Annotated in this window: 29 protein-coding genes; 18 read left to right on the top strand and 11 right to left on the bottom strand. The window is 34.8% G+C overall.

The genetic code is table 11. The features are described 5' to 3' along the window. Positions 1 to 43: 43 nt before the first annotated feature. From GMA17_RS11600 to GMA17_RS11565, 8 genes are all read left to right on the top strand, one after another. Positions 44 to 676, top strand: a complete 633-nt coding sequence (locus GMA17_RS11600) for a 4'-phosphopantetheinyl transferase superfamily protein (RefSeq protein ID WP_248396338.1) — start codon at positions 44 to 46, stop codon at positions 674 to 676. Next, positions 676 to 1,404 (top strand): geranylgeranylglyceryl/heptaprenylglyceryl phosphate synthase, encoded by a 729-nt coding sequence (locus tag GMA17_RS11595; RefSeq protein WP_248396336.1) that lies wholly within the window; start codon positions 676 to 678, stop codon positions 1,402 to 1,404. The genes GMA17_RS11600 and GMA17_RS11595 overlap by 1 nt, the downstream gene beginning before the upstream one ends. Before the next feature lie 83 nt (positions 1,405 to 1,487). Next, entirely contained in the window at positions 1,488 to 1,748 is a 261-nt protein-coding gene (locus GMA17_RS11590; RefSeq protein ID WP_248396334.1) for a thiamine-binding protein, read from the top strand. After that, the gene (gene pnuC, locus GMA17_RS11585) at positions 1,732 to 2,364 is read left to right on the top strand and encodes a nicotinamide riboside transporter PnuC (RefSeq protein ID WP_248396332.1); all 633 of its coding nucleotides are present in this window, start codon (positions 1,732 to 1,734) and stop codon (positions 2,362 to 2,364) included. Before GMA17_RS11590 ends, pnuC begins: the two co-directional genes overlap by 17 nt. Further along, a complete protein-coding gene (locus GMA17_RS11580; protein ID WP_248396330.1) occupies positions 2,325 to 2,891 on the top strand; it encodes an AAA family ATPase in 567 nt (188 codons plus the stop codon). Before pnuC ends, GMA17_RS11580 begins: the two co-directional genes overlap by 40 nt. Further along, complete coding sequence (locus GMA17_RS11575; RefSeq protein ID WP_248396328.1) at positions 2,888 to 4,444, top strand: DUF4301 family protein; 1,557 nt, start codon at positions 2,888 to 2,890, stop codon at positions 4,442 to 4,444. The genes GMA17_RS11580 and GMA17_RS11575 overlap by 4 nt, the downstream gene beginning before the upstream one ends. Position 4,445: 1 nt before the next feature. Beyond that, the gene (gene arfB, locus GMA17_RS11570; RefSeq protein ID WP_248396326.1) at positions 4,446 to 4,850 is read left to right on the top strand and encodes an alternative ribosome rescue aminoacyl-tRNA hydrolase ArfB; all 405 of its coding nucleotides are present in this window, start codon (positions 4,446 to 4,448) and stop codon (positions 4,848 to 4,850) included. A gap of 239 nt (positions 4,851 to 5,089) precedes the next feature. Then, the gene (locus GMA17_RS11565; protein WP_248396324.1) at positions 5,090 to 7,336 is read left to right on the top strand and encodes a TonB-dependent receptor; all 2,247 of its coding nucleotides are present in this window, start codon (positions 5,090 to 5,092) and stop codon (positions 7,334 to 7,336) included. 110 nt (positions 7,337 to 7,446) lie between these two features. Here the strand turns inward: GMA17_RS11565 and GMA17_RS11560 are convergent, their stop codons facing one another. Beyond that, positions 7,447 to 7,896, bottom strand: coding sequence for a hypothetical protein (locus GMA17_RS11560; RefSeq protein ID WP_248396322.1), 450 nt, complete (start codon positions 7,894 to 7,896; stop codon positions 7,447 to 7,449). A 269-nt stretch (positions 7,897 to 8,165) separates the two neighbouring features. On the opposite strand from GMA17_RS11560, the gene greA reads away from it, so the two are divergent. Beyond that, positions 8,166 to 8,639, top strand: a complete 474-nt coding sequence (gene greA / locus GMA17_RS11555) for a transcription elongation factor GreA (RefSeq protein ID WP_248396320.1) — start codon at positions 8,166 to 8,168, stop codon at positions 8,637 to 8,639. A 114-nt stretch (positions 8,640 to 8,753) separates the two neighbouring features. Continuing rightward, the gene (locus GMA17_RS11550; protein ID WP_248396318.1) at positions 8,754 to 9,143 is read left to right on the top strand and encodes an HIT family protein; all 390 of its coding nucleotides are present in this window, start codon (positions 8,754 to 8,756) and stop codon (positions 9,141 to 9,143) included. A gap of 2 nt (positions 9,144 to 9,145) precedes the next feature. Here GMA17_RS11550 and GMA17_RS11545 read toward each other — a convergent pair whose 3' ends face one another. Together GMA17_RS11545 and GMA17_RS11540 are read right to left on the bottom strand one after the other, a co-directional pair. Further along, positions 9,146 to 9,493 carry a hypothetical protein gene (locus GMA17_RS11545; protein ID WP_248396316.1) on the bottom strand — a complete coding sequence of 116 codons (348 nt, stop codon included), beginning with the start codon at positions 9,491 to 9,493 and terminating at the stop codon, positions 9,146 to 9,148. Positions 9,494 to 9,495: 2 nt separating this feature from the next. After that, a complete protein-coding gene (locus tag GMA17_RS11540; RefSeq protein WP_248396314.1) occupies positions 9,496 to 10,665 on the bottom strand; it encodes a PAS domain-containing sensor histidine kinase in 1,170 nt (389 codons plus the stop codon). 121 nt (positions 10,666 to 10,786) lie between these two features. On the opposite strand from GMA17_RS11540, the gene GMA17_RS11535 reads away from it, so the two are divergent. From GMA17_RS11535 to aat, 3 genes are all read left to right on the top strand, one after another. Beyond that, complete coding sequence (locus GMA17_RS11535) at positions 10,787 to 11,656, top strand: flavin reductase family protein (protein WP_248396312.1); 870 nt, start codon at positions 10,787 to 10,789, stop codon at positions 11,654 to 11,656. A 19-nt stretch (positions 11,657 to 11,675) separates the two neighbouring features. Continuing rightward, on the top strand, positions 11,676 to 12,053 hold the full coding sequence (locus GMA17_RS11530; RefSeq protein ID WP_248396310.1) for a DUF3127 domain-containing protein: 378 nt from the start codon (positions 11,676 to 11,678) through the stop codon (positions 12,051 to 12,053). A 205-nt stretch (positions 12,054 to 12,258) separates the two neighbouring features. After that, the gene (gene aat / locus GMA17_RS11525; protein ID WP_248396308.1) at positions 12,259 to 12,885 is read left to right on the top strand and encodes a leucyl/phenylalanyl-tRNA--protein transferase; all 627 of its coding nucleotides are present in this window, start codon (positions 12,259 to 12,261) and stop codon (positions 12,883 to 12,885) included. 16 nt (positions 12,886 to 12,901) lie between these two features. Here the strand turns inward: aat and GMA17_RS11520 are convergent, their stop codons facing one another. Then, positions 12,902 to 13,468 carry a DNA-3-methyladenine glycosylase I gene (locus tag GMA17_RS11520; protein ID WP_248396306.1) on the bottom strand — a complete coding sequence of 189 codons (567 nt, stop codon included), beginning with the start codon at positions 13,466 to 13,468 and terminating at the stop codon, positions 12,902 to 12,904. Between the two features lie 163 nt (positions 13,469 to 13,631). On the opposite strand from GMA17_RS11520, the gene GMA17_RS11515 reads away from it, so the two are divergent. After that, complete coding sequence (locus tag GMA17_RS11515; RefSeq protein WP_248396304.1) at positions 13,632 to 14,252, top strand: thioredoxin family protein; 621 nt, start codon at positions 13,632 to 13,634, stop codon at positions 14,250 to 14,252. Here the strand turns inward: GMA17_RS11515 and GMA17_RS11510 are convergent. From GMA17_RS11510 to GMA17_RS11490, 5 genes are all read right to left on the bottom strand, one after another. After that, positions 14,249 to 14,974, bottom strand: a complete 726-nt coding sequence (locus GMA17_RS11510) for a hypothetical protein (protein ID WP_248396301.1) — start codon at positions 14,972 to 14,974, stop codon at positions 14,249 to 14,251. The two genes, GMA17_RS11515 and GMA17_RS11510, sit on opposite strands and share 4 nt — an antisense overlap. Positions 14,975 to 15,030: 56 nt before the next feature. Then, positions 15,031 to 15,726, bottom strand: a complete 696-nt coding sequence (gene truB, locus GMA17_RS11505; protein WP_248396299.1) for a tRNA pseudouridine(55) synthase TruB — start codon at positions 15,724 to 15,726, stop codon at positions 15,031 to 15,033. A 1-nt stretch (position 15,727) separates the two neighbouring features. Then, positions 15,728 to 16,522, bottom strand: a complete 795-nt coding sequence (locus GMA17_RS11500) for an undecaprenyl-diphosphate phosphatase (RefSeq protein ID WP_248396296.1) — start codon at positions 16,520 to 16,522, stop codon at positions 15,728 to 15,730. 49 nt (positions 16,523 to 16,571) lie between these two features. Next, complete coding sequence (locus GMA17_RS11495) at positions 16,572 to 16,826, bottom strand: DUF3098 domain-containing protein (RefSeq protein ID WP_248396294.1); 255 nt, start codon at positions 16,824 to 16,826, stop codon at positions 16,572 to 16,574. Between the two features lie 188 nt (positions 16,827 to 17,014). Beyond that, the gene (locus GMA17_RS11490) at positions 17,015 to 17,893 is read right to left on the bottom strand and encodes an ABC transporter permease (protein WP_248396292.1); all 879 of its coding nucleotides are present in this window, start codon (positions 17,891 to 17,893) and stop codon (positions 17,015 to 17,017) included. 126 nt (positions 17,894 to 18,019) lie between these two features. On the opposite strand from GMA17_RS11490, the gene GMA17_RS11485 reads away from it, so the two are divergent. The 3 genes from GMA17_RS11485 to GMA17_RS11475 all read left to right on the top strand — a co-directional run bounded on the left by GMA17_RS11485 (position 18,020) and on the right by GMA17_RS11475 (position 22,709). After that, positions 18,020 to 21,025 (top strand): leucine--tRNA ligase, encoded by a 3,006-nt coding sequence (locus GMA17_RS11485; protein WP_248396289.1) that lies wholly within the window; start codon positions 18,020 to 18,022, stop codon positions 21,023 to 21,025. Positions 21,026 to 21,216: 191 nt separating this feature from the next. Continuing rightward, on the top strand, positions 21,217 to 21,912 hold the full coding sequence (locus GMA17_RS11480) for a zinc metallopeptidase (RefSeq protein ID WP_248396287.1): 696 nt from the start codon (positions 21,217 to 21,219) through the stop codon (positions 21,910 to 21,912). Between the two features lie 92 nt (positions 21,913 to 22,004). Further along, positions 22,005 to 22,709, top strand: a complete 705-nt coding sequence (locus GMA17_RS11475) for a Bax inhibitor-1 family protein (protein ID WP_248396285.1) — start codon at positions 22,005 to 22,007, stop codon at positions 22,707 to 22,709. A gap of 49 nt (positions 22,710 to 22,758) precedes the next feature. On the opposite strand, the gene GMA17_RS11470 is transcribed toward GMA17_RS11475, so the two are convergent. Together GMA17_RS11470 and GMA17_RS11465 are read right to left on the bottom strand one after the other, a co-directional pair. Then, positions 22,759 to 23,229, bottom strand: a complete 471-nt coding sequence (locus GMA17_RS11470; RefSeq protein ID WP_066250811.1) for an Lrp/AsnC family transcriptional regulator — start codon at positions 23,227 to 23,229, stop codon at positions 22,759 to 22,761. A 29-nt stretch (positions 23,230 to 23,258) separates the two neighbouring features. Next, positions 23,259 to 24,623: a saccharopine dehydrogenase family protein gene (locus tag GMA17_RS11465; protein ID WP_248396283.1), complete on the bottom strand. Its 1,365-nt coding sequence runs from the start codon at positions 24,621 to 24,623 to the stop codon at positions 23,259 to 23,261. Positions 24,624 to 24,702: 79 nt separating this feature from the next. Between GMA17_RS11465 and GMA17_RS11460 the strand changes: the two genes are divergently transcribed. Then, a complete protein-coding gene (locus tag GMA17_RS11460) occupies positions 24,703 to 25,104 on the top strand; it encodes a DUF423 domain-containing protein (protein WP_248396281.1) in 402 nt (133 codons plus the stop codon). The last annotated feature ends 27 nt before the right edge of the window (positions 25,105 to 25,131 follow it).

Raw genomic sequence — 25,131 nt, 5'->3', positions numbered from 1 at the left:
CTTTAGGCAGTGCAAAGATAACTAATAACTTTTAGAATATTAAATGCCGCTTTATAAAACCCTTATTCCCAACTCACAAACTACTGTTAAAATCTGGAAGATAGAAGAATCTTATGACGATTTAATTCAGCCAATTACCTTAAAACCCGAAAGTTTAAGCCGCGTTTTAAGTATGAAAAGTGAGCTGCACCAACGTGGTTTTTTAAGTGTTAGACATTTGCTTGCCGAATTTGGTTATACCGATACCGATTTGTATTACGATGAAAATGGTAAGCCGCATTTAAAGGACGGGAAATATATTTCTATTACGCATTCCTTTACATTTTCTGGAGTGGTGGTTAGTGATCATTTAGTAGGCATTGATATTGAAAAACAACGAGACAAAATTGGTGTTATTGCGCATAAATTTATGGATTATGAAAGTCAATATTTGCAAAAAGATGCCGAGGATTATATTCGGAAACTAACCGTTATTTGGTGTATTAAAGAATCCCTTTATAAATTGTTTGCTACTCCTGGGTTGAGTTTTTTACAGCATACACTGGTAATTCCTTTTGAAATATTAGATTCCGAAACACGCGCTTGGATAGATTATGATAACAGTAAACATAGTTTCGATACTACTTTTTTAGAATTTGAAGGTTTTACCTGTGCTTTTGCCTTACCAATTAAGTAATGAAGACTATTTATAATCACATTTTACAAGCTACATCTAAAGGTGAAAAATTATTAGCCGTTTTAATCGATCCTGATAAAATGGATTTAAATACCGTTGCTAAATTTATAGAAAAGGTAAATGCGTCTCGAGCCACACATATTTTTGTTGGTGGAAGTGTGGTTGCAGCGCAATTAACAGAAGCTTTGGTAATAGAAATTAAAAAACACACCCAATTACCTCTTTTATTATTCCCTGGTGATGTAGGACAAATAACAAATCAAGCCGATGCACTCTTATTTTTATCACTGATTTCAGGTAGAAATCCAGACTATTTAATTGGTAAGCATGTTCAAGCCATTTCGAAATTGAAAAATTCAAATTTAGAAATTATTTCAACCGGTTATATCTTAATTGAAAATGGCAAACAAACAGCCGTACAACGTGTAACCAATACAGCACCATTACAAAATAATAACATCCAATTAATAGCAGATACAGCCACAGCTGGCGAATTACTTGGAATGAAACTTATATATTTGGAAGCTGGGAGTGGTGCATTGCAACCGGTATCCAAGAAGATAATTGAAAAAGTAAAAACCAATATTAGCATTCCCTTAATTGTGGGCGGCGGAATTCGAAATTTAAAACAATTAAAACAAGCCTACCAAGCTGGAGCCGATTTAGTAGTTATAGGAACGGCTTTTGAAGATGATGAGTCTTTTTTTGAAGAACTTCAAGATTGTTAATGTTGCCTCAAGCGGGTTGTAAGGTTTTAAATTTAAAATAAGTACAAACATTAAAAAGATTACCGCTTTCGCGGCAAATAAACATGAAAATATCCGTAGAATTAACCTTAACACCGTTGCATGATGACTATGAACCAGCCATCATTCATTTTATAAAAAAATTACGAGCATCTCATTTAAAAGTCCTTGAAAACCCATTAAGCACGCAGGTTTATGGCGATTATGATGCGGTTATGAAACTTTTAACCGTTGAAATAAAAGAAGCTTTTGAATTAATTGAACGCGGTTTGCTACACATGAAAATAGTCAAATCAGATAGACAAGATTATGAGCCTCATTTTTGATTACCTGTTTGGTCAGTACAGCGATTATGATACTCTAGATATTGTACTTGAGATTATTGCGATTGTTTTTGGGTTTCTATCCGTTTGGTATTCTAAACAGAACCATATTTTTGTGTTTCCAACCGGTATTATTAGCACAAGTATCTTTGTATATTTATTGTTTAAATGGGCACTATTAGGCGATATGATTATTAACGCCTACTATTTTATAATGAGTATTTATGGTTGGTATATTTGGACACGTAAAATAGATGATACGCATGAAACACCAATTACATCATGGAATAAAAGGGATAAACAGACTTCAATTGGAATTGCCGTTGCAGCGGTAATTTGTGTTGCTGTTATTTATCAAATTTTTAATAAATGGAGTAGTTGGGTGTCGTATGTTGATATTCTTACAACTGCCATATTTTTTGCCGGAATGTATCTCATGGCAAAACGAAAAGTTGAAAATTGGATTTTCTGGATTGTAGGTGATCTTATTTCAGTCCCCTTATATTTTTACAAAGGATTTACCTTTACAAGTTTACAGTATTTAGGTTTTACAGTATTAGCAATTTATGGTTATTTAGCATGGAAGAAACACTTAAACAAGACGAGAGTCATTGCATAAAAATTGTCCTGTTTGGTCCTGAGTCAACAGGAAAAACCATTCTTGCTAAAAAATTGGCGACTCATTTTAATACACTTTGGGTTCCAGAATTTTCTAGGATTTATGCTGAAAATAAAGCAAAATTACATGAGGTATTAACCCAAGATGATGTATTGCCCATTGCGGAAGGCCAAATGGCTTTAGAAAACAAATTGACTAAGCAAGCAGATAAATTACTAATTTGTGATACCGACTTGTTAGAAACAAAAGTATATAGTGAATCTTACTATCAGGACTTTACTTCAGAGCGCTTAAATAAATTTGCCACAGAAAATTACTATAATCTTTATTTTTTAACTAATATTGATCTGCCATGGGAGCCCGATGGCATTCGCGATAAACCGCATGAAAGAGAAACGATGTTTCAAGCGTTTCAAAAGGCGTTAGAAATTCACCAAAAGCCCTATATTTTACTAAGTGGAAATCTAACAAATCGTTTTGAAGTTGCCGTAAAGCATATTAATGAATTATTAAAAAGTAAGATATGACTTTTTCTGAAAAGGACATAAAACAAATAGAGTCAAAGGGTTTAACTGTGGAAGGTGTCAACAAACAGCTTGAAACCTTCGTTTCCGGTTTGCCATTTTCAAATTTGGTGGCAGCCGCAACAGTTGGAGATGGTATTTTACGCCTAAATAATTCGGAAGTTGAAAACCTTGTGGTATTTTTTGATGAAAATAAAGACCAATTTGATATTGTAAAATTTGTTCCCGCATCAGGAGCAGCAACTCGAATGTTTAAATTTCTGTTTCAGTTTTTGGAAGAATATGATCCAGCTGAACAAACTATTAATTCGTATTTGAATACGCGCGATGATAAAAGTTTACATATTTTCTTTGTTGGTTTAGAAAAATTTCCATTCTATTTTGAAGTCTTGGAGTTGTTAAATAAAACCTATCCAAACTACGCCGATTTAGATGTTAGTTACCGCTCGCAATTATTTGTAAAAGCTATGTTAGACGAGGACGGTTTAAATTATGGCAATTCACCAAAAGGATTATTACCGTTTCACGAATATAAAAACCAAATTATTTCTACAGCTTTTGAGGAACATTTATTTGAATCTGCATTGTATGCGTGTTGCAATAAGCAAGCAAAATTGCATTTTACCATTTCAGAAAGTCATAAGGATAAATTTAGTAATGAGTTTTCAAGAATAGAAGATAAAGTAGAACGTAAAACCAATTCTCAATTCGATATTTCATTCTCGTATCAAAAAGAATCAACCGATACAATTGCTGTTACACCTAAAGATGAGCCTTTCAGATTAGAGAACGGCGATTTGTTATTTCGTCCATCAGGACATGGTGCGTTAATTGAAAATCTAAACGATTTGAATGCCGATATTATCTTTATTAAAAACATTGATAATGTGGTTGTTTATAAGTATAAAAATGAAGTAGCCAAGAATAAAAAGATATTGGCTGGGATTCTGATGGAAATTCAACAGCAGGCATTTCAGTATTTAAAATTAATTGATAAAGGCGAATTGTCCCACGAAACAATCATTGAAATCGCACGGTTTTTAACAAAAAAAATGCAGGTAAAAATTTCTACTGAATTTGAAAAATATGCAGAAAAGTTTCAAATAGAATATCTTCAGAGTAAATTAAACCGACCAATTCGTGTTTGTGGTATGGTTAAAAATGAAGGTGAACCTGGAGGTGGGCCCTTTTGGGTTAAAGATGAAAGTGGAACTATTTCACTTCAAATTGTAGAGTCGGCTCAAATAAATCAAAAGAATAAACATCAAAAAAGTATTTTAAAAAATGCCACACATTTTAATCCTGTCGATTTGGTTTGTGGTGTTAAAGATTACAAAGGAAATAAATTTGATCTCACCCAGTTTATAGATCATAGAGCCGCTTTTATTACCAAAAAAACACGATTAGGAAAGGATTTAAAAGCTTTGGAGTTGCCAGGTTTATGGAATGGAAGCATGGCCAATTGGAATACAATTTTTGTTGAAGTGCCACTCATTACCTTCAATCCAGTTAAAACAGTAAACGATTTATTAAAGTCACCACATCAGCTAAAATAATATGTTTGATGCAGCATTTCTTATAACGGAATTATCATTTAAAGCGATTAGAAGTTCGGGTGCTGGTGGTCAGCATGTAAACAAAACATCCTCTAAAGTGGTATTGAGTTGGGATTTGCCAAATTCACAAGTATTTTCAGAAAACCAAAAAGCCCGTCTTCTTAAAAAGTTAGATAATCGGTTAACAACGGAAGGAATATTAATACTATCTAGTGACGATAGCCGCAGTCAACATAAAAATAAGGACTTGGTTATTAAACGCTTTTTAGAGTTAATAAAGCAAGGGTTGATTGTGCCAAAAAAGCGCAGACCAACCAAGGTTCCAAGAGCAGTGAAACTCAAACGTCTTTCCAACAAGAAAAAACAAGCTGATAAAAAGGCAAATAGGAAACCACCGGAAGTTTAAATTAATAATTTCTCATTATTACTTGCTAATTATACATTGTTAACTACCTTTGCAGCGTTCTCATAAAGGGGTGCCCAATAACGGCTGAGATCATACCCATTGAACCTAGAACAGGTAATGCTGTTTAGGAAAATAACAACAATTTTGTAATGTTGTGCGTGATTGCGCATGGCAACAAAAAAACTAATTTTTAATCAGAATAATTACCTCTTTTTATTCGCTAAATTTATTTTTATCGGATGAAATTTTTATTCAACAACGCGTCAGTTTTTCGCTGGCATCATTTTCAAAAAGCAAGTGTGCTTTCCATTTTTTTAACGACTTCTCTTGGTGTTTTTTCACAAGAAAAACCGCAGGATTCCACAAAACTAGAAACACTTGATGAAGTTTTAGTGCGCTCGGTTCGTGTAAAAGCGGACTCGCCAATTACACATTCCAATCTTTCTAAGGAAGCTATTGAAAAGCGGAATTTGGGGCAGGATATTCCTATTCTATTAAACTTTCTACCGTCTGTGGTTACCACTTCAGATGCAGGAGCAGGCGTTGGTTATACAGGCATTCGCGTGCGTGGTATAAATGCGCAATCTACAAACGTAACTATTAATGGAATCCCGTATAATGATGCTGAATCATTAGGAACCTTTTGGGTGAATTTAAACGATTTCGCCTCATCGGTTGAGAGTTTACAATTGCAACGTGGTGTAGGAACATCCACAAATGGATCTGGTGCTTTTGGTGCCAGTGTTAATGTGCTAACAGACGCCGTTTCCCAAGAAGCTTATGGGGAATTTGCCAATTCTTTCGGTAGTTTTAATACCCGAAAACACACCTTGAAATTTAGCACAGGCTTGCTGAATGACCATATAGAATTTGCGGGACGTCTATCAAATATTAAATCGGATGGTTATATAGATCGTGCGACTTCTAATTTGAAATCTTATTTCCTTCAAGGATCTTATAAATCGACAAATACTTTAATAAAAGCCATAACATTTTCGGGTAAGGAAATAACCTATCAGTCTTGGAATGGTTTGGAAGATAAAGACAAATTGAACAATGACCGAACCTATAATACAGCTGGTGAGTATACTGATGAAAATGGCAATACCCAGTTTTACGAAAATGAAGTGGATAATTATCAACAGGACCATTATCAACTGCATTGGAATCAGCGTATTGATAATAATTGGTCCACCAATATGGCTTTGAATTATACGGCTGGACGAGGTTATTTTGAGCAATATAAAGAAGATGCCGAGTTTGCCGATTATGGTTTAAATGAGATTATAATTGTAACAGATACGATTTCGGAAACGGATTTGGTAAGACGACGTTGGTTGGATAATGATTTCTTTGTAGTAAATGCGAATGCCAACTATAAAAATAATCAGTTAGATGTGCTTTTTGGAGGCTCATACAGTTATTATGATGGTGGGCATTTTGGTGAAATTATTTGGGCACAATTTGCCAGTAATAGCATGAATAAAGATCGTTATTATGATAATAAAGGTTTAAAAACAGATATCAATTTCTTCGGAAAAGGTACTTTTAAACTAAATGATAAAATCAGTTTGTTTGCCGATTTACAAATGCGTTTAGTGGATTATGAGGTGAATGGAATTGATTCGGATCGAAATGTTTTTAATGTCGATGAAAATTACGCCTTTTTTAATCCTAAAGCGGGAATTAACTATAATTTGAATGCAGAAAACAGTATGTATTTCTCATATGCTCGGGCAAATCGTGAACCAAGTCGTGATGATTTTGAAAACAACGCAGACGTAAAACCAGAACAATTAAATGATTTTGAATTAGGTTGGCGACATAATAATGAAAAGTTCCGGTTTAATGTAAATGCCTATTACATGTTATATAACGAGCAATTAGTTTTAACAGGAAATATTGATCAGTCTGGAAACCCAATTCGTACCAATAGCGGTGATAGTCACCGATTGGGGTTAGAGGTGGAAGCAGCCCTTCAAATAGCAGAAAAATGGCGTTTGCAACCAAGTGTAACATGGAGTTCCAATAAAAACAAGGAAACGATTACAGAGTTTGACGGTAGTTTGGTAAATTTTGGTAAAACGGATATTTCCTTTTCACCAGAATGGATTGCTTCTAATGCATTAACATTTCAACCGATTACTAATTTACAGTTAACACTTTTAAGTAAGTATGTTGGCGAGCAATTTATGAGTAATACCGAGGCTGCAGCCTCCAAATTAGATAGTTATTTTGTAAATGATTTTAGTGTTAATTATGAAATGTCTTTCCGAAGAGATGAAAACACTAAACCATTTTTAAAGTCAATTTTGTTTTCAGGATTGGTTAACAACCTATTTAATGTTAAGTATGCATCTAACGGATATTATTATACCTATGATGACACATGGTCTAATCCACCACAAGTATCAACTATTGAAGGAGCTGGTTTTTATCCACAAGCAACTACTAATTTTTTATTGGGAATGACCTTGAAGTTTTAAGAAGATTATGTGTGTAAAATAATCTCATAAATTAAAAAACTGCTTAAAAACAAATTATCGTTTTTAGGCAGTTTTAGCTTTAGCAAGTCATTTTGATAAATACGTGGTGTCTAATTATTATAAACCCGAATAATATTCCCAGATTTTTCAACAAAATAGCGTTTTAAACCGTATTGTCCTGTTGTGCCTTCTTGTTGTTGACCCGTTAAAATATCATAAGCGTTTGCATCATCGCAACTGCATGTTGCAATAACGCCTGTAACGGTTAATTTCGAACAATCGCGAATGGCGTGATTTGGGTCAGATAATTCAAAAGCATTATAATTATTTCCACCTGCATAAAAAACCACCACACCATTAATGCCGTAATTATTGTTTAATATCACATAATTGTTTGGGAATTCCATATCGCTATACTGCGGTAAATTGGTGTTTATTAAATTACCAGTGTCAAATGTGTAGTTTGGTAAAAATTCATTTTGGCGCACGTTATCATCATCATTTTTATTACAAGACGTAAAAACCACAAACGCAAAAACAAGCAAAAACAGATATTTCATAACCAATTATATTTTCAGGGCAATTTACAACAAAAACCCAAACGTATTAAAAATTTCGTATATTTAGCTAACTTGCATTTTGCTACTCAAAACGATTAAAAGTAAGCTACTTATCATAGTAATAACAATAAGTAAACTTACAGGTATCAAAAAAATTGTGTAGCTTTGTATATATATCTCGTGCAAGCGGGATTTTTTTATGCTGAACAGATTTGGCGCTCGTTGTCCATTTGTTTTCAGCATCTTTTATTATTATAAAACATGAAATTATGAGTAAAGTATCTTATTATACACCGGAAGGATTAAAGCGTTTACGTGAAGAGTTACGCCAATTAAAAGATGTAGAGCGTTCAAAAGCATCGCAAGCCATTGCTGAAGCGCGAGACAAAGGTGATTTAAGTGAAAATGCCGAGTACGATGCAGCCAAAGAAGCACAAGGTATGTTGGAGATGAAAATATCCAAATTAGAAAGTGCCTTGGCAGGCGCTAGAGTTATTGATGAATCGCAATTGGATAATACCAAAGTATTGGTACTTTCTAAAGTCAAAATAAAAAATCAGACTAACGGAATGGAAATGACCTATACCTTGGTTGCTGATGGTGAAGCCGATTTAGCTTCCGGAAAGTTATCTGTTAACTCACCAATTGGAAAAGGCCTTTTAGGAAAATCCGTTGGCGAAGTAGCCGAAGTACAAGTGCCAAATGGTGTTATGAAGTTTGATATTTTAGAAATTTCTAGATAACAAATTCAAAGGCCTATATTGGTAAATAGGAAAAAGTAAACACGAAATTATTCTTGAAAAGATTCCCTTAAAGCGGGAATCTTTTTATATTTACAGGTATACTAATAGCAAACTATGGCAACCCTATTCACAAAAATAATTAATGGCGACGTTCCGTGTTATAAAATTGCGGAAACTGACGATTATTTCGCCTTTTTGGACATTAACCCAAATGCAAAAGGACACACACTATGTATCCCAAAGCAGGAAGTGGATAAGTTGTTTGATTTAGATGAAGTTACCTATCATGGTTTATTGGAGTTTTCCAGACAAATTGCATTAGCAATTGAAAAAGCTGTGCCTTGTAAACGTGTTGGTTTAACGGTTATTGGTTTGGAAGTTCCGCATGCTCATGTGCATTTAATTCCGCTAAATACTATGGAAGATGCTCGCTTTATTTCAAAAGAGAAATTAACAGAACAGGATTTTGAGAACGTAGCAAAAGCTATTCGCTCGTATCTATAAATCTAACTTAAGAATACGGTTGCGCCAATACCAACGACTATAATTCCGATTAAGACGCCAATACCAATCCACGCTGATTTCTTTAATTTAAAGGACGCTTTTTTAGGTACAAAAGCACGTTTGTGATAATCAAAAACACGATCAATATCATCGGTCCAATTTACAGGATAGATAGTTGTTTCACAGGTTTTACAGAAAAGTTCATGTGCTGTTTCAGTGGTTAAGGATTTATAAAAGGATGTTTCCACAAATTTCTGCTTAAACGTAAAATGTAAACCATTGGTATTATAGCATTCTGGACAATTATTATTAATTGCAACTTCCTTAATAGTTATAAATCGATTGTCCATAGTTACGTTGTTTTTAAAAGAATTTGCATACTGGTTCCTTTGTCAATTTCAGATTCAAGCACATAAATTTTACCGTTATGGAATTCTTCAATAATGCGCTTGGCTAATGATAAGCCTAATCCCCAACCGCGTTTTTTGGTTGTAAATCCAGGGTCAAATATACGGTTAAATTGATTTCTAATTAGTCCTTTTCCGGTATCTGTAATGGTTATTTTTACATTATCTTCTAATTGCGTAATAGTAATAACTAATTTTCCTTTTCCACGCATGGCGTCGATGGCATTTTTTACCAAATTTTCAATAGTCCAACTAAAAAGCTGTTTGTTTAATTTAACGTAAATAGGGTTTTCGGGAACTGAAATTTCAAATTCAATAAGTTTAGAAGAACGCGTTTTTAGATAGTCATAAGACTCTAATGTTTCTGCAACAATATCCGCTTTTTCAAGTTTTGGTAAGGAGCCTATTTTACTAAAACGTTCCGTTATAGTTTGCAGGCGACTAATATCTTTTTCTATTTCTAGAATGTATTCCGGATTTACCTGTTCGGTTTTAAGTATTTCTGTCCAGCCAATTAAAGATGATAATGGCGTACCTATTTGATGCGCTGTTTCTTTGGCCATACCAGACCATAATTTGTTTTGTGTGGCAATTTTTGTACTGCGGTAAAAAAAGTAGGCAACTGCACCAAATAATATAATAATCAGTAATAAGGCAAGTGGATAATATTTTAGTTTATTTATTAAAGGTGAGTTGCCGTAATATAAATAGCCATCATTTATTTTTTGGTTCGTTTTAGGATCAATGTAGGAAAGCTCAATAGGTTTGTTTTCAGCCTCTAAATTTGCGATAAGCCTTTTAGTGCTGGCATCATTTTTCAAATATCTTTCTTCAACATTATTGGTCAGTCCAATAGCTCCTTCAGCATTAATAACAACTATCTGGTTGTCATTTTTACTTATTAAAACGCGAGAAACCATCGGATTTACATCATCTTCCAACATGTTTTTTTGAAATTCTGTTTGGGCTAATGCCCAAATGTCCATCTTCTGACGTTGTTCCTCTTTAAAATGCTGAAAAAACACAAAGGTATTCCACAAAATCAAGGATATAATAACAAAACTTGCTGCAACAATGATGTAGCGTGTTAGATTTCGGTATTTAGAAAAAAGCATAGGTTTATTTTGGAATGTTAATATAATGGAAATCTGTTGATAATATTGTGTGAGATGATAACCAAATCGTTTTTAGTTCGTTATTAGATTAATTACATTTGTGCAAAATAATAAAGTTTTCATGATTTCATACGAACCTAAAGAATTATCAACAGGCAAGTTACACGGTTATCTGTTAAGTGCTGTGGCTCCAAGGCCTATTGCGTTTGCTAGTACCGTTGATGCCGATGGAAACCCAAATTTGGCGCCTTTTAGTTTCTTTAATGTATTTAGTGCTAATCCACCAATTCTAATTTTTTCACCAGCACGACGTGTTCGTGATAATACGACGAAGCATACCTTGGAAAATATTTTAGCTACTAAAGAAGTGGTTATTAATGTGGTGAGTTTTGAAATGGTGCATCAAACGTCATTAAGCAGTACGGAATATCCTTTAGGAGTAAATGAGTTTGAAAAGGCAGGTTTTAGTATGCTAAAATCGGATTTGGTAAAACCATTTCGTGTTGCTGAATCTCCGGTTCAATTAGAATGTAAGGTGAATGATGTGATACATTTAGGTACCGAAGGAGGCGCTGGAAATTTAATTATTTGTGAGGTTGTAAAACTTCATTTGGAAGAAGACATTTTAGACGAAAACGATCAAATTAATCAGGAAAAACTAGATTTAGTTGCAAGAGCTGGTGGTAGTTACTACAGTCGTGCCAAAAACGGTTTTTTTGAAATTCCAAAACCATTATCAACGTTAGGAATTGGTGTGGATCAAATGCCAGACCATGTAAAAAACAGCATGATTTTAACAGGAAATGAATTAGGCATGTTAGGAAATGTAGAAAGTTTACCAACACCAGAAGCCGTTCAGGAGTTTTTGGAAGCTGTAAGTGAACATCACCCTAATATTAAAGAAGCAAATCATAGAAAAAAACATAAATTGGCAAAAAACTATTTAAGCTTCGGCGATTTAGATAGTGCCTGGAAAATATTATTATCATAACACAGAAAATTAAATTACAATGGAAGTACAAGGAAGAATTAAAGTTATTGGAGAAACGCAAACGTTTGGGAGTAATGGCTTTAGAAAAAGAGAAGTAGTCGTTACAACAGAAGAGCAGTACCCACAACATATTATGGTAGAATTTGTTCAAGATAAAACGGATTTATTAAATAGTTTTCAAGCTGGACAACAAGTTAAAATCAGTATTAATTTACGCGGTCGCGAATGGGTAAACCCACAAGGTGAAACCAAGTATTTCAACTCTATTCAAGGATGGCGTATTGAAGCAGCTCAAGCAGATGCCTCAAACCCAGAAATGCCACCAGTACCACCAGCACAAGCTTTTGCACCTGCAGACGATTTAAACGAAGAAGATAACGACGATTTACCTTTCTAATTTCCGGTAAAATGACGTATAATAAACCTCAATGTTTTTTAATGTTGAGGTTTTTGTTTTTTACAATTCATGAGTTCATTTTGAATATAAATTTTGATTACGCTTATGCATGTCAGGTTGAGTGCAGTGGAAGTCTAATGAAAAGTTCAAAATAGTTCGCGATTAGGCGCGAACAGTCAACTAGATAGTTTATTATTATTTCTTTATGCAATTTCTAAATCAAGATTTATGGTTTCCACCCGTTTCACAAGCAAATGAAGACGGCTTACTGGCCATTGGAGGCGATTTATCCGTGCCACGATTACTACTTGCTTATCAATTGGGGATTTTTCCTTGGTTTGAGGGCAGTCAGCCAATTTTATGGTGGTCACCAGATCCACGTTTTGTGTTATTTCCAGAAAACTTAAAAGTGTCAAAAAGTATGAAACAGGTATTGCGAAATGCCGATTTTACCGTGTCTATCAATCAAAATTTTAATCAAGTCATTACCGAATGCTCTATAGCCAAACGGAACGGTCAAGCAGGAACTTGGATTACAGAAAGTATGATAATGGCATATAATGAATTACATAAGGCTGGCTACGCCAAATCGGTTGAGGTTTGGCAAGAAGGTGAATTAGTTGGTGGGTTTTATGGTGTCGATTTAGGAAATGGTGTTTTCTGTGGCGAGAGTATGTTTGCTAAAGTTAGCAATGCCAGTAAAGTAGCCTTTATCACCTTTATTCAAAATACCCATTATCAACTAATAGATTGCCAGGTGTATACCAATCATCTGGAACGATTAGGTGCAGAAGATATTTCGAGAGATGTGTTCTTGGAATATTTGAAGTAATTTTTGGTTGCTAGTTTCAAACTTCATCATACCTAAAACAGGTTACCTCATGATCATTTACCAAACCGGTTGCTTGCATAAACGCATACATAACGGTTGATCCTACAAACTTAAAACCACGTTTTTTTAAGTCCTTACTAATAGCATCAGAAATAGCAGTTGTGGCTGGGGCTTCTTTATAGTTCTTCACGTTATTGGTTATCGGTTTTCCATCAACAAACCTCCATATATAGTTGCTAAAACTTCCAAATTCCTTTTGAATATCCATGAATAATTTCGCATTGGTAACGGTTCCATTTACTTTCAATTTATTCCGAACTATTCCCGCATCTTGCAATAAACTATCAATTTTAGACTGCTTATAGTTGGCTATTTTTTTATAATCGAAATGATCAAATGCTTTTTTAAAATTTTCGCGTTTGCGTAAAATGGTAATCCAACTCAATCCCGCCTGAAAGGTTTCAAGAACTAGGAACTCGAAAAACGTGTCGTCATCATAAACGGGAACGCCCCATTCCTTGTCGTGATAGGCTTCGTATAAATCGTCGCCAACACACCAAGCACATTTATGTTTTGTCTTCATACAGCAGATTGTAAGTTTTCAGATTAAAGATAGACATAGATATGACATTAATCATATATCAGGAAAAAAAATCCAACTATTTTTGCGCGCTATGTAATAATGGTTACCGATGATTAATTGGGTGCAAGGTATTTTTGCACCATCATATAATGAGATAAAAATTATGGAAACAATAAACGATACGAATATTTCAAATATTATAAAAGCGAGTTTAAAAACGAGTTATACTTATGCAGATTATCGCGATTTAGTAACGGATTTGGTAGGGCGTGAATCTACTACAGGCAACGACAAATCTGAAGATATGGTAGAATACACCAAGCTTAATGATAAGCGCATGAAACGGTGGGATAAAACTATAAAATTAACGGACAATTCGTTATCACGCTTGGCTAATTTTAAAGGCAACGTTACATGGATTGTAATCACCGAAAGCTGGTGTGGTGATGCTGCTCACGTAGTTCCCCCTATGGCTAAATTAGCTGAACAATCAGACAACATTTCATTGAAATTAGTTTTACGAGATACCAATGAGGACTTGATGAATCAGTTTTTAACTAATGGTGGAAAATCTGTTCCTAAATTAATTATGGTAGAAACGGAAACATTAGAAGTGGTACATACGTTTGGTCCCAGGCCAGCGGCTGCAACGAAATTAGTGGCTGATTATAAAGCAAAGCACGGTATGATTACACCGGAAATTAAAGAAGATTTACAAGTTTGGTATAATAAAGATAAGGGTCAAAGTACCATTGACGAGTTACTAACTATGCTAGGCGTTTAATTCTTACCTTCAAAATAAAAAGTAATAGAACCGAGTTGCGTTTTTTTGGAATTATCCACATTAAAACGCGACTCGTTCGCATATTCTAGCGCGTGTTCGTGTAAACAATCATTGTCTGTTGAAGCGGCTGTGTTAATGGTTGATTTTATAACATCTCCTTTATTATCAACTGTAATATTTACGACAACTTTCCCGCCATCATCACATAAATAAATAGGTGTTGGTAAATATTTATGCGTTCTATTCACTAATGAATAATGCATAGAACTTTTTTTGTTAACCGATTGTGCTGATTGACTGCTTTGCTGTTGTTTAAGCACTGAATTTACATCGTTATACGAGGACATAACATCTTCATTTATTTCAGAACCTGAGCCTGTTCCGGTCGTGTTCTCACGTGTTGTTTCTTCCGTGGGTGAGTCAGGTCTAGTAAACTCATAATCTTTTGGAGGAGCAATAGGTTGGTAGGCCTGTGCGAATTTCTTGTAGTTTTCAGTTTCGTTATAGGCTTTATTGGTTTCTGCTTTTTCAGTCTGTTCTGTGGCTAGTTTTTCCAAGGCTTCAGCTTCTAAATCCGCTTCCGTTTTTGGCTCCATAACATAATAGCTTTCCGCTAATTTTTCGCCATGTTGGGTAATATGAAAACCGAATAGCATCATTAAAACCGTTGCCGAAATTAAGCCAGAGAGTAAACCTGCTTTATGTTTATCTGAAAAATACAATAGCTGTAAATGTCTTATTTAGGATGAATTATCAAGTTAATATACGTAAAAAGAAGCTATTTAGTTGTTAAGCTTTCTATAAAGGCTTCAGGTAACAGTGCGTTATCCACATGAAAATTGCCAATTTTAGTGCGTCGTAATACAGATAAATGGGCTCCAGAATTTAAGGCTTTGCCAAAATCGTGTGCTAAAGAACGAATGTAAGTGCCTTTGCTACAAACAACACGGAACTCAATGTTTAAACCATCAATTTTAGTAATCTCAAAGGCAGATATTTGAATGCGTCGTGAACTAATTTCTACGGATTCACCAGCACGCGCAAATTCATATAAGCGTTTACCTTCTTTTTTAATAGCAGAAAAAACGGGCGGAAATTGATCTATATTGCCAATAAATTGTTTGGTGGCCTCATGAATAGCGGTTTCCGTTAGATGTGCAGTTGGGAATGTGGCATCTATTTCGGTCTCCAAATCGTATGAAGGTGTTGTACTACCCAAAACAATTGTTCCTGTGTATTCTTTATCTTGACCTTGGAATGTATTTATTTGCTTGGTCATTTTTCCCGTACAAATAATGAGTAATCCAGTTGCTAATGGATCTAAAGTACCCGCATGACCCACTTTAATTTTTTTAATATTGAAAGCATGCCGAATTTCCCAACGTAATTTATTAACCACTTGAAAAGAAGTCCAATGTAAAGGTTTGTCTATTAATAGTACTTGTCCAGCTTGGAAATCTTCAGTAGTTTTCATGTTAATTTACGAGTGTATAAATAATTGCAATCACACCAACAATGGCGCAATACATAGCGAAATAGGATAGTTTACTTTTCTTTACTAATGAAATCATCCAAGTACAAGCAAATAGTCCTGCAAGAAAAGCGGCTATAAATCCAGCGCTTAAATAAGTAAAATTAGATGCTTCGTAAGTTAAATCGCCGCTTAAAAGGTCTTTAGCGATTTTCCCAAAAATAAGTGGTACAACCATCAAGAAGGAAAAACGAGCAGCTCGTGTTTTATCATTCCCCAATAATACAGAAGTAGAAATGGTTGCTCCGGAACGTGAAATACCAGGAAGCATGGCTATAGCCTGTGAAACTCCAATTATTAAGGCGTTTTTAAAACTTACTTTTTTATGGGTGTCCTTGGCTTTATCAGCTAAAAAGAGTAGGGCAGCTGTTACTAAAAGCATAAAGCCGACTAGCATAATATTACCTCCAAAAAGACTTTCTAATTGTTCTTCAAAAAAGAGACCTACAATAACGGCAGGAATCATAGACAATGCAATTTTAGACACAAATTGCAAGTCGTCATTCCACTCAAATTTCAAAACACCTTTTAGTAGGAGCCAAATATCTTTTCTAAACACAACCATAGTGCTCAATGCGGTTGCAAAATGTAAAACCACTGTGAAAAGCAGACTTTCTTTAGGAATAGAGTGGTCGCCCAAAATGGCTTTTCCAAGTTCTAAATGACCACTAGAAGAAACAGGTAGAAACTCGGTGAGACCTTGTATAACACCTAAAATAATAGAATCGGTTATATCCATTGGGCAAAAATATTAAAAATGACGTAGTAGCCGAAGAAAGTAAACGAACTTATTTTTTATTCGGATTCAGTAAAATAGCGTAAACTTCTATAGCAAAACCAAGTAAAACTAACGTTGGCGCTAAACGAATGCGTCGAAAATTAAATATTTCTGGATTAAAAACATTAGGGTCATCGCTACCACCACCTGACATTAGAATGAAACCTAAACCAATTACGGCTAGACCAATTATCATGAATTTATAATTTTTCCTTCCGAATACAAATTCGGTTTGTGTGTCTGCCTTACGTTTTTGTTCGCCCATAATTTTTAATTAATCTTCAGAATTTTTAGGTTCCGAAGTAAATTCTGTAAAAATAATAACATCATGTATTGCTACATATGCAATATGCTTTAATCCGCCGAACCCATTTGTCGGCACATGCAAAGTAACTGATTTATTTAAAACTTTTGCGTTAAGAGATTCTAAAATTAATACATCCTAGCTAATCCTTAATAATACAGCTGATCTGTTTTTAAATTCAAGAAACGTTGCGTAGCTATAAACGTGCTAATCCAAGTAATAATAATACCTAACACAAAAATACCAGCAAATAAAAGTCCTAATAAAATATGGTTATTTAAAAGTTCTAATTCCGGAAAGGTTTGATTAATATAATATAAAACCACAGCCATTCCAATCATGGCCAAAACGGCTCCAATTACACCTAAACGTACGCTTTTCCACACAAATGGACGTCTAATAAATTGCTTGGTAGCACCAACCATTTGCATGGTTTTAATAGTAAAGCGTTTGGAATAAACCGATAAACGAATGGAGCTATTAATCAGTAAAACTGCAATAATGGTAAATAAACCACTGATAACTAAAATCCAAAAACTTATTTTTTTCACATTATCATTCATCAAATTCACCAAGTCATTATCATAACGAACTTCGTCCACAAAGCTTTTGGTAAGCGCTTCTTGCGCAATGCCATCTAATTGTTCCGCTGTAACAAAATCGGCTTTTACATAAACATCAATGGAGTTCTGAAGTGGATTATAACCTAAAAAAGCCATGAAGTCTTCACCGTTTTCGGCTTTCATAGATTCGGCAGCTTGTTCTTTTGAAACAAATTCGGTCGATTTTACATAATCAGACATCGCTAAGCTTTTTTCTAGCTGTTTAGTTTCAACTTCTTTAGCAGAATCTTTTAAATAAATGGTAACTACTACCTGTTCCTTAAAATGATCAGATACTTTTTTGGCATTTAAAACCAGCATACCCAACAAGCCTAATAGGAATAAAACCAAGCCTATACTCAATACTACAGAAAAATACGAGGATATTAATCGGCGTTTTTGATACTTCTCAAAAGATGAACTCATAAATACGATGCGTTAATGCTGTAAAAATATAAAAGAAATCCAATTCCTTAAGGATTACAACGTTTAAACTTTCAACATTGTTATAATAAGTTTAAATTTGCGCCTTTATAAGCATAAAATAGACAGATGCAATACAATTTCAACGACATAGAAGCCAAATGGCAAAAATATTGGGCAGAAAACCAAACGTTTAAAGCCGATAATCAATCTGATAAACCAAAATACTATGTTTTGGATATGTTTCCATATCCAAGCGGAGCAGGTTTGCATGTTGGTCATCCATTAGGGTATATTGCTTCTGATATTTATGCACGATTTAAAAGACATAAAGGCTTTAATGTATTGCATCCACAAGGCTATGATAGTTTTGGTTTACCAGCCGAGCAATATGCCATTCAAACAGGTCAGCATCCAGCGGTTACAACCGAAGAAAACATTAAAACATACAGACGTCAGTTAGACCAAATTGGGTTTTCATTTGATTGGAGTCGCGAGGTTAGAACGTCTGATCCCAATTATTATAAATGGACGCAATGGATTTTTATTCAATTATTCAATTCGTGGTATTGCAAGCATGCGAGTAAAGCGTACCCCATTGCAGATTTAGTTGAAGTTTTCGCTTCGGAAGGAAACAAATCTGTAGAAGCCGTTTGCGACGATCATGTTCTGATTTTTTCTGCTGAAGAGTGGAACGGCTTTTCGCATGAAAAACAACAAGAAATATTATTACAATACCGATTAACCTATTTGGCGGAAACCGAAGTGAATTGGTGTCCCGCTTTAGGAACTGTTTTAGCGAATGATGAAATTGTCAATGGCGTTTCAGAACGTGGAGGCCATACGGTTATTCGTAAAAAAATGACACAGTGGTCTATGCGTATTTCGGCCTATGCGGAACGTTTATTACAAGGACTAGATACGGTTGATTGGACAGATTCATTAAAAGAAAGCCAACGCAATTGGATTGGAAAATCTATTGGCGCCTCTGTTTCTTTTCAAGTGAAAGATCACGATAAGGTGATAGAAGTCTTTACCACCAGACCAGACACTATTTTCGGCGTATCATTCATGACTTTAGCGCCAGAACACGAATTGGTTTCACAAATAACAACCAATGCACAAAAATCAGAGGTTGAAGCTTATATTGAAAAAACAGCCAAACGTAGTGAACGCGACCGAATGGCGGATGTAAAAACTATTTCAGGTGTTTTTACGGGAGCGTTTGCAGAACATCCTTTTAGTAAAGAACCGATTCCAATTTGGATTGGCGATTATGTATTAGCTGGCTACGGAACCGGTGCTGTAATGTCTGTGCCATGCGGTGATCAGCGTGATTACGCTTTTGCAAAGCATTTTAATATTCCAATCCCAAATATTTTTGAAGGTGTCGATATTTCTGAAGAAGCCTTTGCCGACAAAGATAAAACGGTCATTGCTAACTCTGATTTCTTAAACGGCTTACCGTATAAAAAAGCCATGAAACGTGCTATTTTTGAATTAGAAAAAATAGAGCAAGGTGAAGGTAAAACCAATTATAGATTGCGTGATGCCGTGTTTTCAAGACAACGCTATTGGGGTGAGCCATTTCCAGTGTATTACGTAAATGGCATGCCACAAATGATTGATAAAGAGCATTTACCAATCCGTTTGCCTGAAGTAGAAAAGTATTTACCAACCGAAACAGGAGAGCCACCTTTAGGTCGTGCGGATGTTTGGGCTTGGGATTCTAAAAATTTTACCGTTGTTAGCAATGCGTTGATAGATAATAAAACGGTGTTCCCGTTAGAACTGAACACCATGCCAGGCTGGGCAGGAAGTTCGTGGTATTTCTTTCGATACATGGATGCTCAAAACGACATGGATTTTGCTAGTGAAGAAGCCCTCAACTATTGGGAGAATGTGGATTTGTATATTGGCGGAAGCGAACATGCTACAGGTCATTTATTATACGCACGTTTTTGGGTGAAGTTTATGAAAGATCGTGGTTTTGTAAATGTAGAAGAGCCATTCAAAAAGCTGATTAACCAAGGGATGATTTTGGGAACAAGTGCTTTTGTTTACCGATTGAGTTTTATGTTTGCAGACCCTAGATCTGAAGAAGCTGTAGGAGCAAAACTTTTGAAGAAATTACAAAATATTTATATTTCGCATTCAGAGTTTATCAGCAAAGGTGATTTGGCATTGGATAAAGAAGCCTTGAAAAAACTCAAAAATACCCTTGCTAAAATTGCCGGTTTACCGAATGCAGATACTTTAGAAAACCTTATAGTTGTGCCAATGCCAATTCACGTAAAAGTGGAATATATAAATGCTTCCGATGAATTAGATATTGAAGGATTAAAGCAGGATGGCGAATTTGGCGACGATTATAAAGATGCAGTTTTTATTGGCGAAAACGGTGAAATAATTAAAGCTGACAATGATGTTTATAAAGTAGGTCGTGAAGTAGAAAAGATGTCTAAATCCAAATACAATGTTGTTAATCCAGATAGTATTTGTGAAGATTATGGCGCCGACAGTTTACGTCTCTATGAAATGTTTTTGGGACCTTTAGAGCAATACAAACCATGGAACACTGCAGGAATTACAGGAGTTCATAGTTTTCTTAAAAAATTATGGAAGTTGTATGTAGACGATAACGGAATTAAAGTTACAGAATCAGAACCTACCAAAGACAACCTGAAAACCTTGCACAAAACGATTAAAAAGGTAGAGGAAGATATTGAGAGTTTTTCATTCAATACCTCTGTTTCAACATTTATGATTGCCGTTAACGAACTGACAGTTCAAAAATGTACGAGTCGTGATATCTTGGAGCCGCTTATTGTGTTGATGTCGCCTTATGCACCACATATTTCAGAAGAATTATGGAGCCAATTAGGTCATGAAAAATCTATTTCTACAGTCGCTTTTCCAAAATTTGATGAAAAGCATTTAGTAGAAAGTTCTAAAAATTATCCAATTTCTTTTAATGGTAAAATGCGATTTACACTAGAGTTACCTATGGATATGAGTAAAGAAGATATTGAAAAAGCTGTAATGGCACATGAAAAAACACAAGCACAATTAGAAGGACGCACACCTAAAAAGGTGATTGTTGTTCCTGGCAAGATTGTAAACATCGTTGGTTAATTCCTGCGTAGACAGGAATCTCTCTATTCGAAGAATAGTAATTTTAATTAATAAAAAAAAGAGTTTCACAAAATGTGAAACTCTTTTTTTTTGAATGATAGCGAAGCTGAACTGACAAAATTACTTAACAAATATTTGGCGCATTATTTGCTATATATCTTGTAAATTTACAGTTCAAAAAAAGAAAACAAATGATTGGATATTATATATTAATTGGAGCCATAGCTTTAGTAAGTTGGGCCGTTAGTAGTCAGTTAAAAAGGAAATTTAAAAAGTATTCGCAAGTGCACTTACAAAATGGCATGAGCGGCAAAGAAATAGCAGAAAAAATGCTATTGGATAATGGTATTACGGATGTTGCTGTTATATCAACACCAGGTCAGTTAACCGATCATTACAACCCAAAAAATAAAACAGTTAATTTAAGTGAGTCGGTTTACAATCAACGAAATGCTGCTGCAGCTGCAGTTGCTGCGCACGAATGTGGTCACGCAGTTCAGCATGCACAAGCCTATGAATGGTTAACTATGCGATCCAAATTGGTGCCTGTAGTTAGTGTGTCATCTGGTATGTCTCAGTGGTTAATTATTGGTGGTTTAGTTTTAGGTGGAGCCGCAGGTGTTGGTCTTGGATGGTATGTAGCTGTTGCAGGTGTTATTATGATGGGATTAGCAACTGTATTTAGTTTTATTACGTTGCCTGTAGAGTATGATGCAAGTAATCGTGCATTGGCTTGGTTAGAAAATAAACACATGGTTACGCGTGACGAACATGCTGCCGCTGAAGATGCTTTAAAATGGGCGGCTAGAACCTATTTAGTTGCTGCTATAGGAGCTTTAGCCTCATTGGCGTATTGGGCAATTCAAGTGTTTGGTGGTCGCGATTAAAAATAAACGCTTTAACGAATTTAAAAGTCAGATGTTTTGCGTCTGACTTTTTTTAGTTATTTTTCAAACTCAAATTAGAACCAAATTTAATTATGGAAAACCAAGTTCAAGAACAACATGTATTAGCACAGGTATCAGATATAGATCGGGTGGCCTTTTATAAAAAAACCTATGCTCATGTGGCAGGAGGTGTTTTAGTCTTTATCCTATTTGAATATTTATTGTTACAAAGTGAAACGATTGTAGAATTCATGTTATCCATGTTGGATGGCTATAAATGGCTCATCATGTTAGGTGGTTTTATGTTTGTTACAAATTATGCCGAGCGAATGACTATGAAAACCACCGATAAAAACACACAGTATTTAGCATTTGCACTTTATATATTGGCTGAAGCTTTCATTTTTGTGCCATTAATTTATGTTGCCATGTTTTATATGGATTCCGGAACAGAAATGCTAAATCAAGCCGCGATTGTAACATTAGGCTTATTCACTGGTTTATCTGCTGTTGTGTTAGTAACGAAAAAAGATTTTTCATTTATTAAAACCGGTTTAACTATTGGCTTTTTTATTGCTATTGGATTAATTCTAGCAGGAACCTTATTCGGATTTACACTTGGCTTGTGGTTCTCGGTAGCAATGTGTTTATTAGCAGGCGGCTCTATTTTATACCAAACGTCTAATATGGTAAACAAATACACAACTGACGATTATATTCCAGCAGCATTAGGATTATTTGCTTCATTAATGTTATTATTTTGGTACGTTTTGAGTATTTTTATGTCAAGAGATTAGTATATAAAATCAATTAAAAAAAAAGCTCCTGAATATTCAGGAGCTTTTTTTATATTTTAATTTGTCTGTCTATTTGCTGATTCAAGGAAATAAAGGTTTCTGTTCTAGAAACACCTGAAATGGATTGAATATCCTTATTCAGTAAATGCATTAAATGCTCATTATCCTTACAGAGTATTTTAATGAAAATACTCCAGTTTCCTGTGGTATAATGACATTCCAATACTTCAGGAATTTTTTGCAACTGCTTAACAGCTTCCGGATTACTCATGGCTTTATCCAAGTAAATACCTATAAAAGCCATGGTTGTATAACCTAATACTTTAGGATTTATGACAAATTTAGAGCCCGAAATAATTCCTGATTTTTCAAGTTTCCGAAGCCGTTGATGTATTGCTGCTCCAGAAATACCTACCTCACGTGCAATTTCCAAAACTGGTGTTCTAGCATCGCTCATTAAAGCACGCAAGATGGTTTTATCAATACCATCAATAGTTATTTCCTTATTGTTTATTTTCATGAACTAGTAAGTTATAAGCGCAAAAACCCTTATAAATTTAGCGGATTATATCCTAAATATGGCACTTCAGTTTCTGTAAATGCAATACCATAGGTTTCCAACTCTTGTAAAATTGGCCCATAAACTTCTTTGGTAATAGGCATTTGCACACCAGGCGTGGTTATGGTTTCGTTTAAAATAGCTAGCGTTGCAATAGCAACAGGAAGTCCAACGGTTTTAGCCATAGCTGTGTACGTTTGATCCTCACCAATAGTTACCATGGTCGAATCTATCTGATGCCGTTTGCCATCCAATTCATAACCAAATTTATGGTACATAACAATCATGTCCTTATCATCTTCTTCTAATGTCCAACTATCCATAAGGATTTTTTGAAGAATTTGAGCAGGGGTTGCTTTTTTCAATTCAACACGTTTATTACCATTTAAAATATCCAGTTCTAATAGCTTATCCCAAACAATATCATCCTGGTCAATCTTTAAGGCATGACGGAATTTTAATTCAACAGAATCCGTTGGGCTATACGGTAAAAATGCATTTACAAAATCGCGATAGCTCATATTTTCACTATCATCAATCGTATAGCTATCATCAGTCATTCCTAATTGAACAAACATGTTCCAAGCGCGGCTAAAGCCCACACGACGCATGGTTCCTCTATATAGCGTTTTAACGTTACTCAAGCCGTAAACAGATTGATACTTTAAGGAATCGCGATTGGCATAACCTTCAAAACGGCCATATCCTTCAACGTCTAAAAACTCTGTTCTTCTAAATAATCGGTTATACGGAATGTACTTGTACGTCCCTTCTTGTAAAAATTTGGCAGCACCACCTTGGCCGGCGACTACTACGTTCCTTGGATTCCAAGTAAATTTGTAATTCCATAAATTATTGTCGCTTTCGGGCGCTACTAAACCACCAGTGAAGGATTCAAAAAGAATCATTTTACCACCAGCATCACGAATTCTGTCAATAACATGCATGGCACTCATATGATCAATACCTGGGTCGACACCTATTTCATTCATAAAAATTAAACCTTTATCGCGTGCTGCTTTGTCAAGGTTTTGCATTTCATCACTAATGTAAGAGGCTGTTACCATATTTTTATTGAAGGTAATACAGTCGCGAGCTACTTCAATATGGAAGCGAGCGGGAAGCATGGAAATAACAATGTCACAATTTTGAACAGCGTTTTGGCGCGATTCTTTATCAAAAACGTCCAGCATGATTGCTTGGGCATTTTCGTGATTGTTGATTAATTTTTTGGCGTTTGTGAAATTCACATCGCCAACAATAATTAATAGATTTTCTTCATCAGATTTTTCAAGTAAGTATTTTATAAGGTAAGATGCGGATTTTCCAGCACCAATGAGTAATATCTTTCGCATAATGAAATATGTTGAGTATTTTTGTTGTCACGAAAGTAAGAAATAGTAATTGTTATAAAAACTCAATTCACAAAATAATATGAACAGTAAGATATTAAGTTTAGGTGCGTTTTTAGGGCTAGTAGCCGTAATTTTGGGTGCATTTGGAGCACATGGACTCAAGGGGTTAATTTTACCGGAACAAATTGCAACATTTGAAACAGGTGTGCGTTATCAAATGTATCATGCCTTGTTTTTACTTTTTTTAGGAGTGTCATCTGCTGTTAATGCTAAAACTAAACAAATTATCTTTTATTTAGTCTTAATTGGCGTGTTATTGTTTTCGGGCTCCATATATGGCTTAGCAACTAATAGTTTAACCGCTTTTAATTTTAAGACTATTGGATTTATTACACCAATTGGCGGATTATTACTAATTATTTCGTGGCTCTTATTGTTAATAAAGTTTTTAAAAAATAGGACTGATATTTCTAAAAATTAAGTGCATAGAATAAAATAATGTTTAATT

The organism is Bizionia sp. M204 (assembly GCF_023205095.1).
GTDB classification, from domain to species: domain Bacteria; phylum Bacteroidota; class Bacteroidia; order Flavobacteriales; family Flavobacteriaceae; genus Algorimicrobium; species Algorimicrobium hallyeonense.
Note: the sequence above shows the minus strand (reverse complement) of the source record. Positions and strands in the feature narration are given on the sequence as shown.

Coding starts and splice junctions, on each gene's coding strand:
- GMA17_RS11600 (WP_248396338.1), top strand. CDS start 44: ATGCCGCTTTATAAAACCCTTATTCCCAACTCACAAACTACTGTTAAA.
- GMA17_RS11595 (WP_248396336.1), top strand. CDS start 676: ATGAAGACTATTTATAATCACATTTTACAAGCTACATCTAAAGGTGAA.
- GMA17_RS11590 (WP_248396334.1), top strand. CDS start 1,488: ATGAAAATATCCGTAGAATTAACCTTAACACCGTTGCATGATGACTAT.
- pnuC (WP_248396332.1), top strand. CDS start 1,732: ATGAGCCTCATTTTTGATTACCTGTTTGGTCAGTACAGCGATTATGAT.
- GMA17_RS11580 (WP_248396330.1), top strand. CDS start 2,325: ATGGAAGAAACACTTAAACAAGACGAGAGTCATTGCATAAAAATTGTC.
- GMA17_RS11575 (WP_248396328.1), top strand. CDS start 2,888: ATGACTTTTTCTGAAAAGGACATAAAACAAATAGAGTCAAAGGGTTTA.
- arfB (WP_248396326.1), top strand. CDS start 4,446: ATGTTTGATGCAGCATTTCTTATAACGGAATTATCATTTAAAGCGATT.
- GMA17_RS11565 (WP_248396324.1), top strand. CDS start 5,090: ATGAAATTTTTATTCAACAACGCGTCAGTTTTTCGCTGGCATCATTTT.
- GMA17_RS11560 (WP_248396322.1), bottom strand. CDS start 7,896: ATGAAATATCTGTTTTTGCTTGTTTTTGCGTTTGTGGTTTTTACGTCT.
- greA (WP_248396320.1), top strand. CDS start 8,166: ATGAGTAAAGTATCTTATTATACACCGGAAGGATTAAAGCGTTTACGT.
- GMA17_RS11550 (WP_248396318.1), top strand. CDS start 8,754: ATGGCAACCCTATTCACAAAAATAATTAATGGCGACGTTCCGTGTTAT.
- GMA17_RS11545 (WP_248396316.1), bottom strand. CDS start 9,493: ATGGACAATCGATTTATAACTATTAAGGAAGTTGCAATTAATAATAAT.
- GMA17_RS11540 (WP_248396314.1), bottom strand. CDS start 10,665: ATGCTTTTTTCTAAATACCGAAATCTAACACGCTACATCATTGTTGCA.
- GMA17_RS11535 (WP_248396312.1), top strand. CDS start 10,787: ATGATTTCATACGAACCTAAAGAATTATCAACAGGCAAGTTACACGGT.
- GMA17_RS11530 (WP_248396310.1), top strand. CDS start 11,676: ATGGAAGTACAAGGAAGAATTAAAGTTATTGGAGAAACGCAAACGTTT.
- aat (WP_248396308.1), top strand. CDS start 12,259: ATGCAATTTCTAAATCAAGATTTATGGTTTCCACCCGTTTCACAAGCA.
- GMA17_RS11520 (WP_248396306.1), bottom strand. CDS start 13,468: ATGAAGACAAAACATAAATGTGCTTGGTGTGTTGGCGACGATTTATAC.
- GMA17_RS11515 (WP_248396304.1), top strand. CDS start 13,632: ATGGAAACAATAAACGATACGAATATTTCAAATATTATAAAAGCGAGT.
- truB (WP_248396299.1), bottom strand. CDS start 15,726: ATGAAAACTACTGAAGATTTCCAAGCTGGACAAGTACTATTAATAGAC.
- GMA17_RS11500 (WP_248396296.1), bottom strand. CDS start 16,522: ATGGATATAACCGATTCTATTATTTTAGGTGTTATACAAGGTCTCACC.
- GMA17_RS11495 (WP_248396294.1), bottom strand. CDS start 16,826: ATGGGCGAACAAAAACGTAAGGCAGACACACAAACCGAATTTGTATTC.
- GMA17_RS11490 (WP_248396292.1), bottom strand. CDS start 17,893: ATGAGTTCATCTTTTGAGAAGTATCAAAAACGCCGATTAATATCCTCG.
- GMA17_RS11485 (WP_248396289.1), top strand. CDS start 18,020: ATGCAATACAATTTCAACGACATAGAAGCCAAATGGCAAAAATATTGG.
- GMA17_RS11480 (WP_248396287.1), top strand. CDS start 21,217: ATGATTGGATATTATATATTAATTGGAGCCATAGCTTTAGTAAGTTGG.
- GMA17_RS11475 (WP_248396285.1), top strand. CDS start 22,005: ATGGAAAACCAAGTTCAAGAACAACATGTATTAGCACAGGTATCAGAT.
- GMA17_RS11470 (WP_066250811.1), bottom strand. CDS start 23,229: ATGAAAATAAACAATAAGGAAATAACTATTGATGGTATTGATAAAACC.
- GMA17_RS11465 (WP_248396283.1), bottom strand. CDS start 24,623: ATGCGAAAGATATTACTCATTGGTGCTGGAAAATCCGCATCTTACCTT.
- GMA17_RS11460 (WP_248396281.1), top strand. CDS start 24,703: ATGAACAGTAAGATATTAAGTTTAGGTGCGTTTTTAGGGCTAGTAGCC.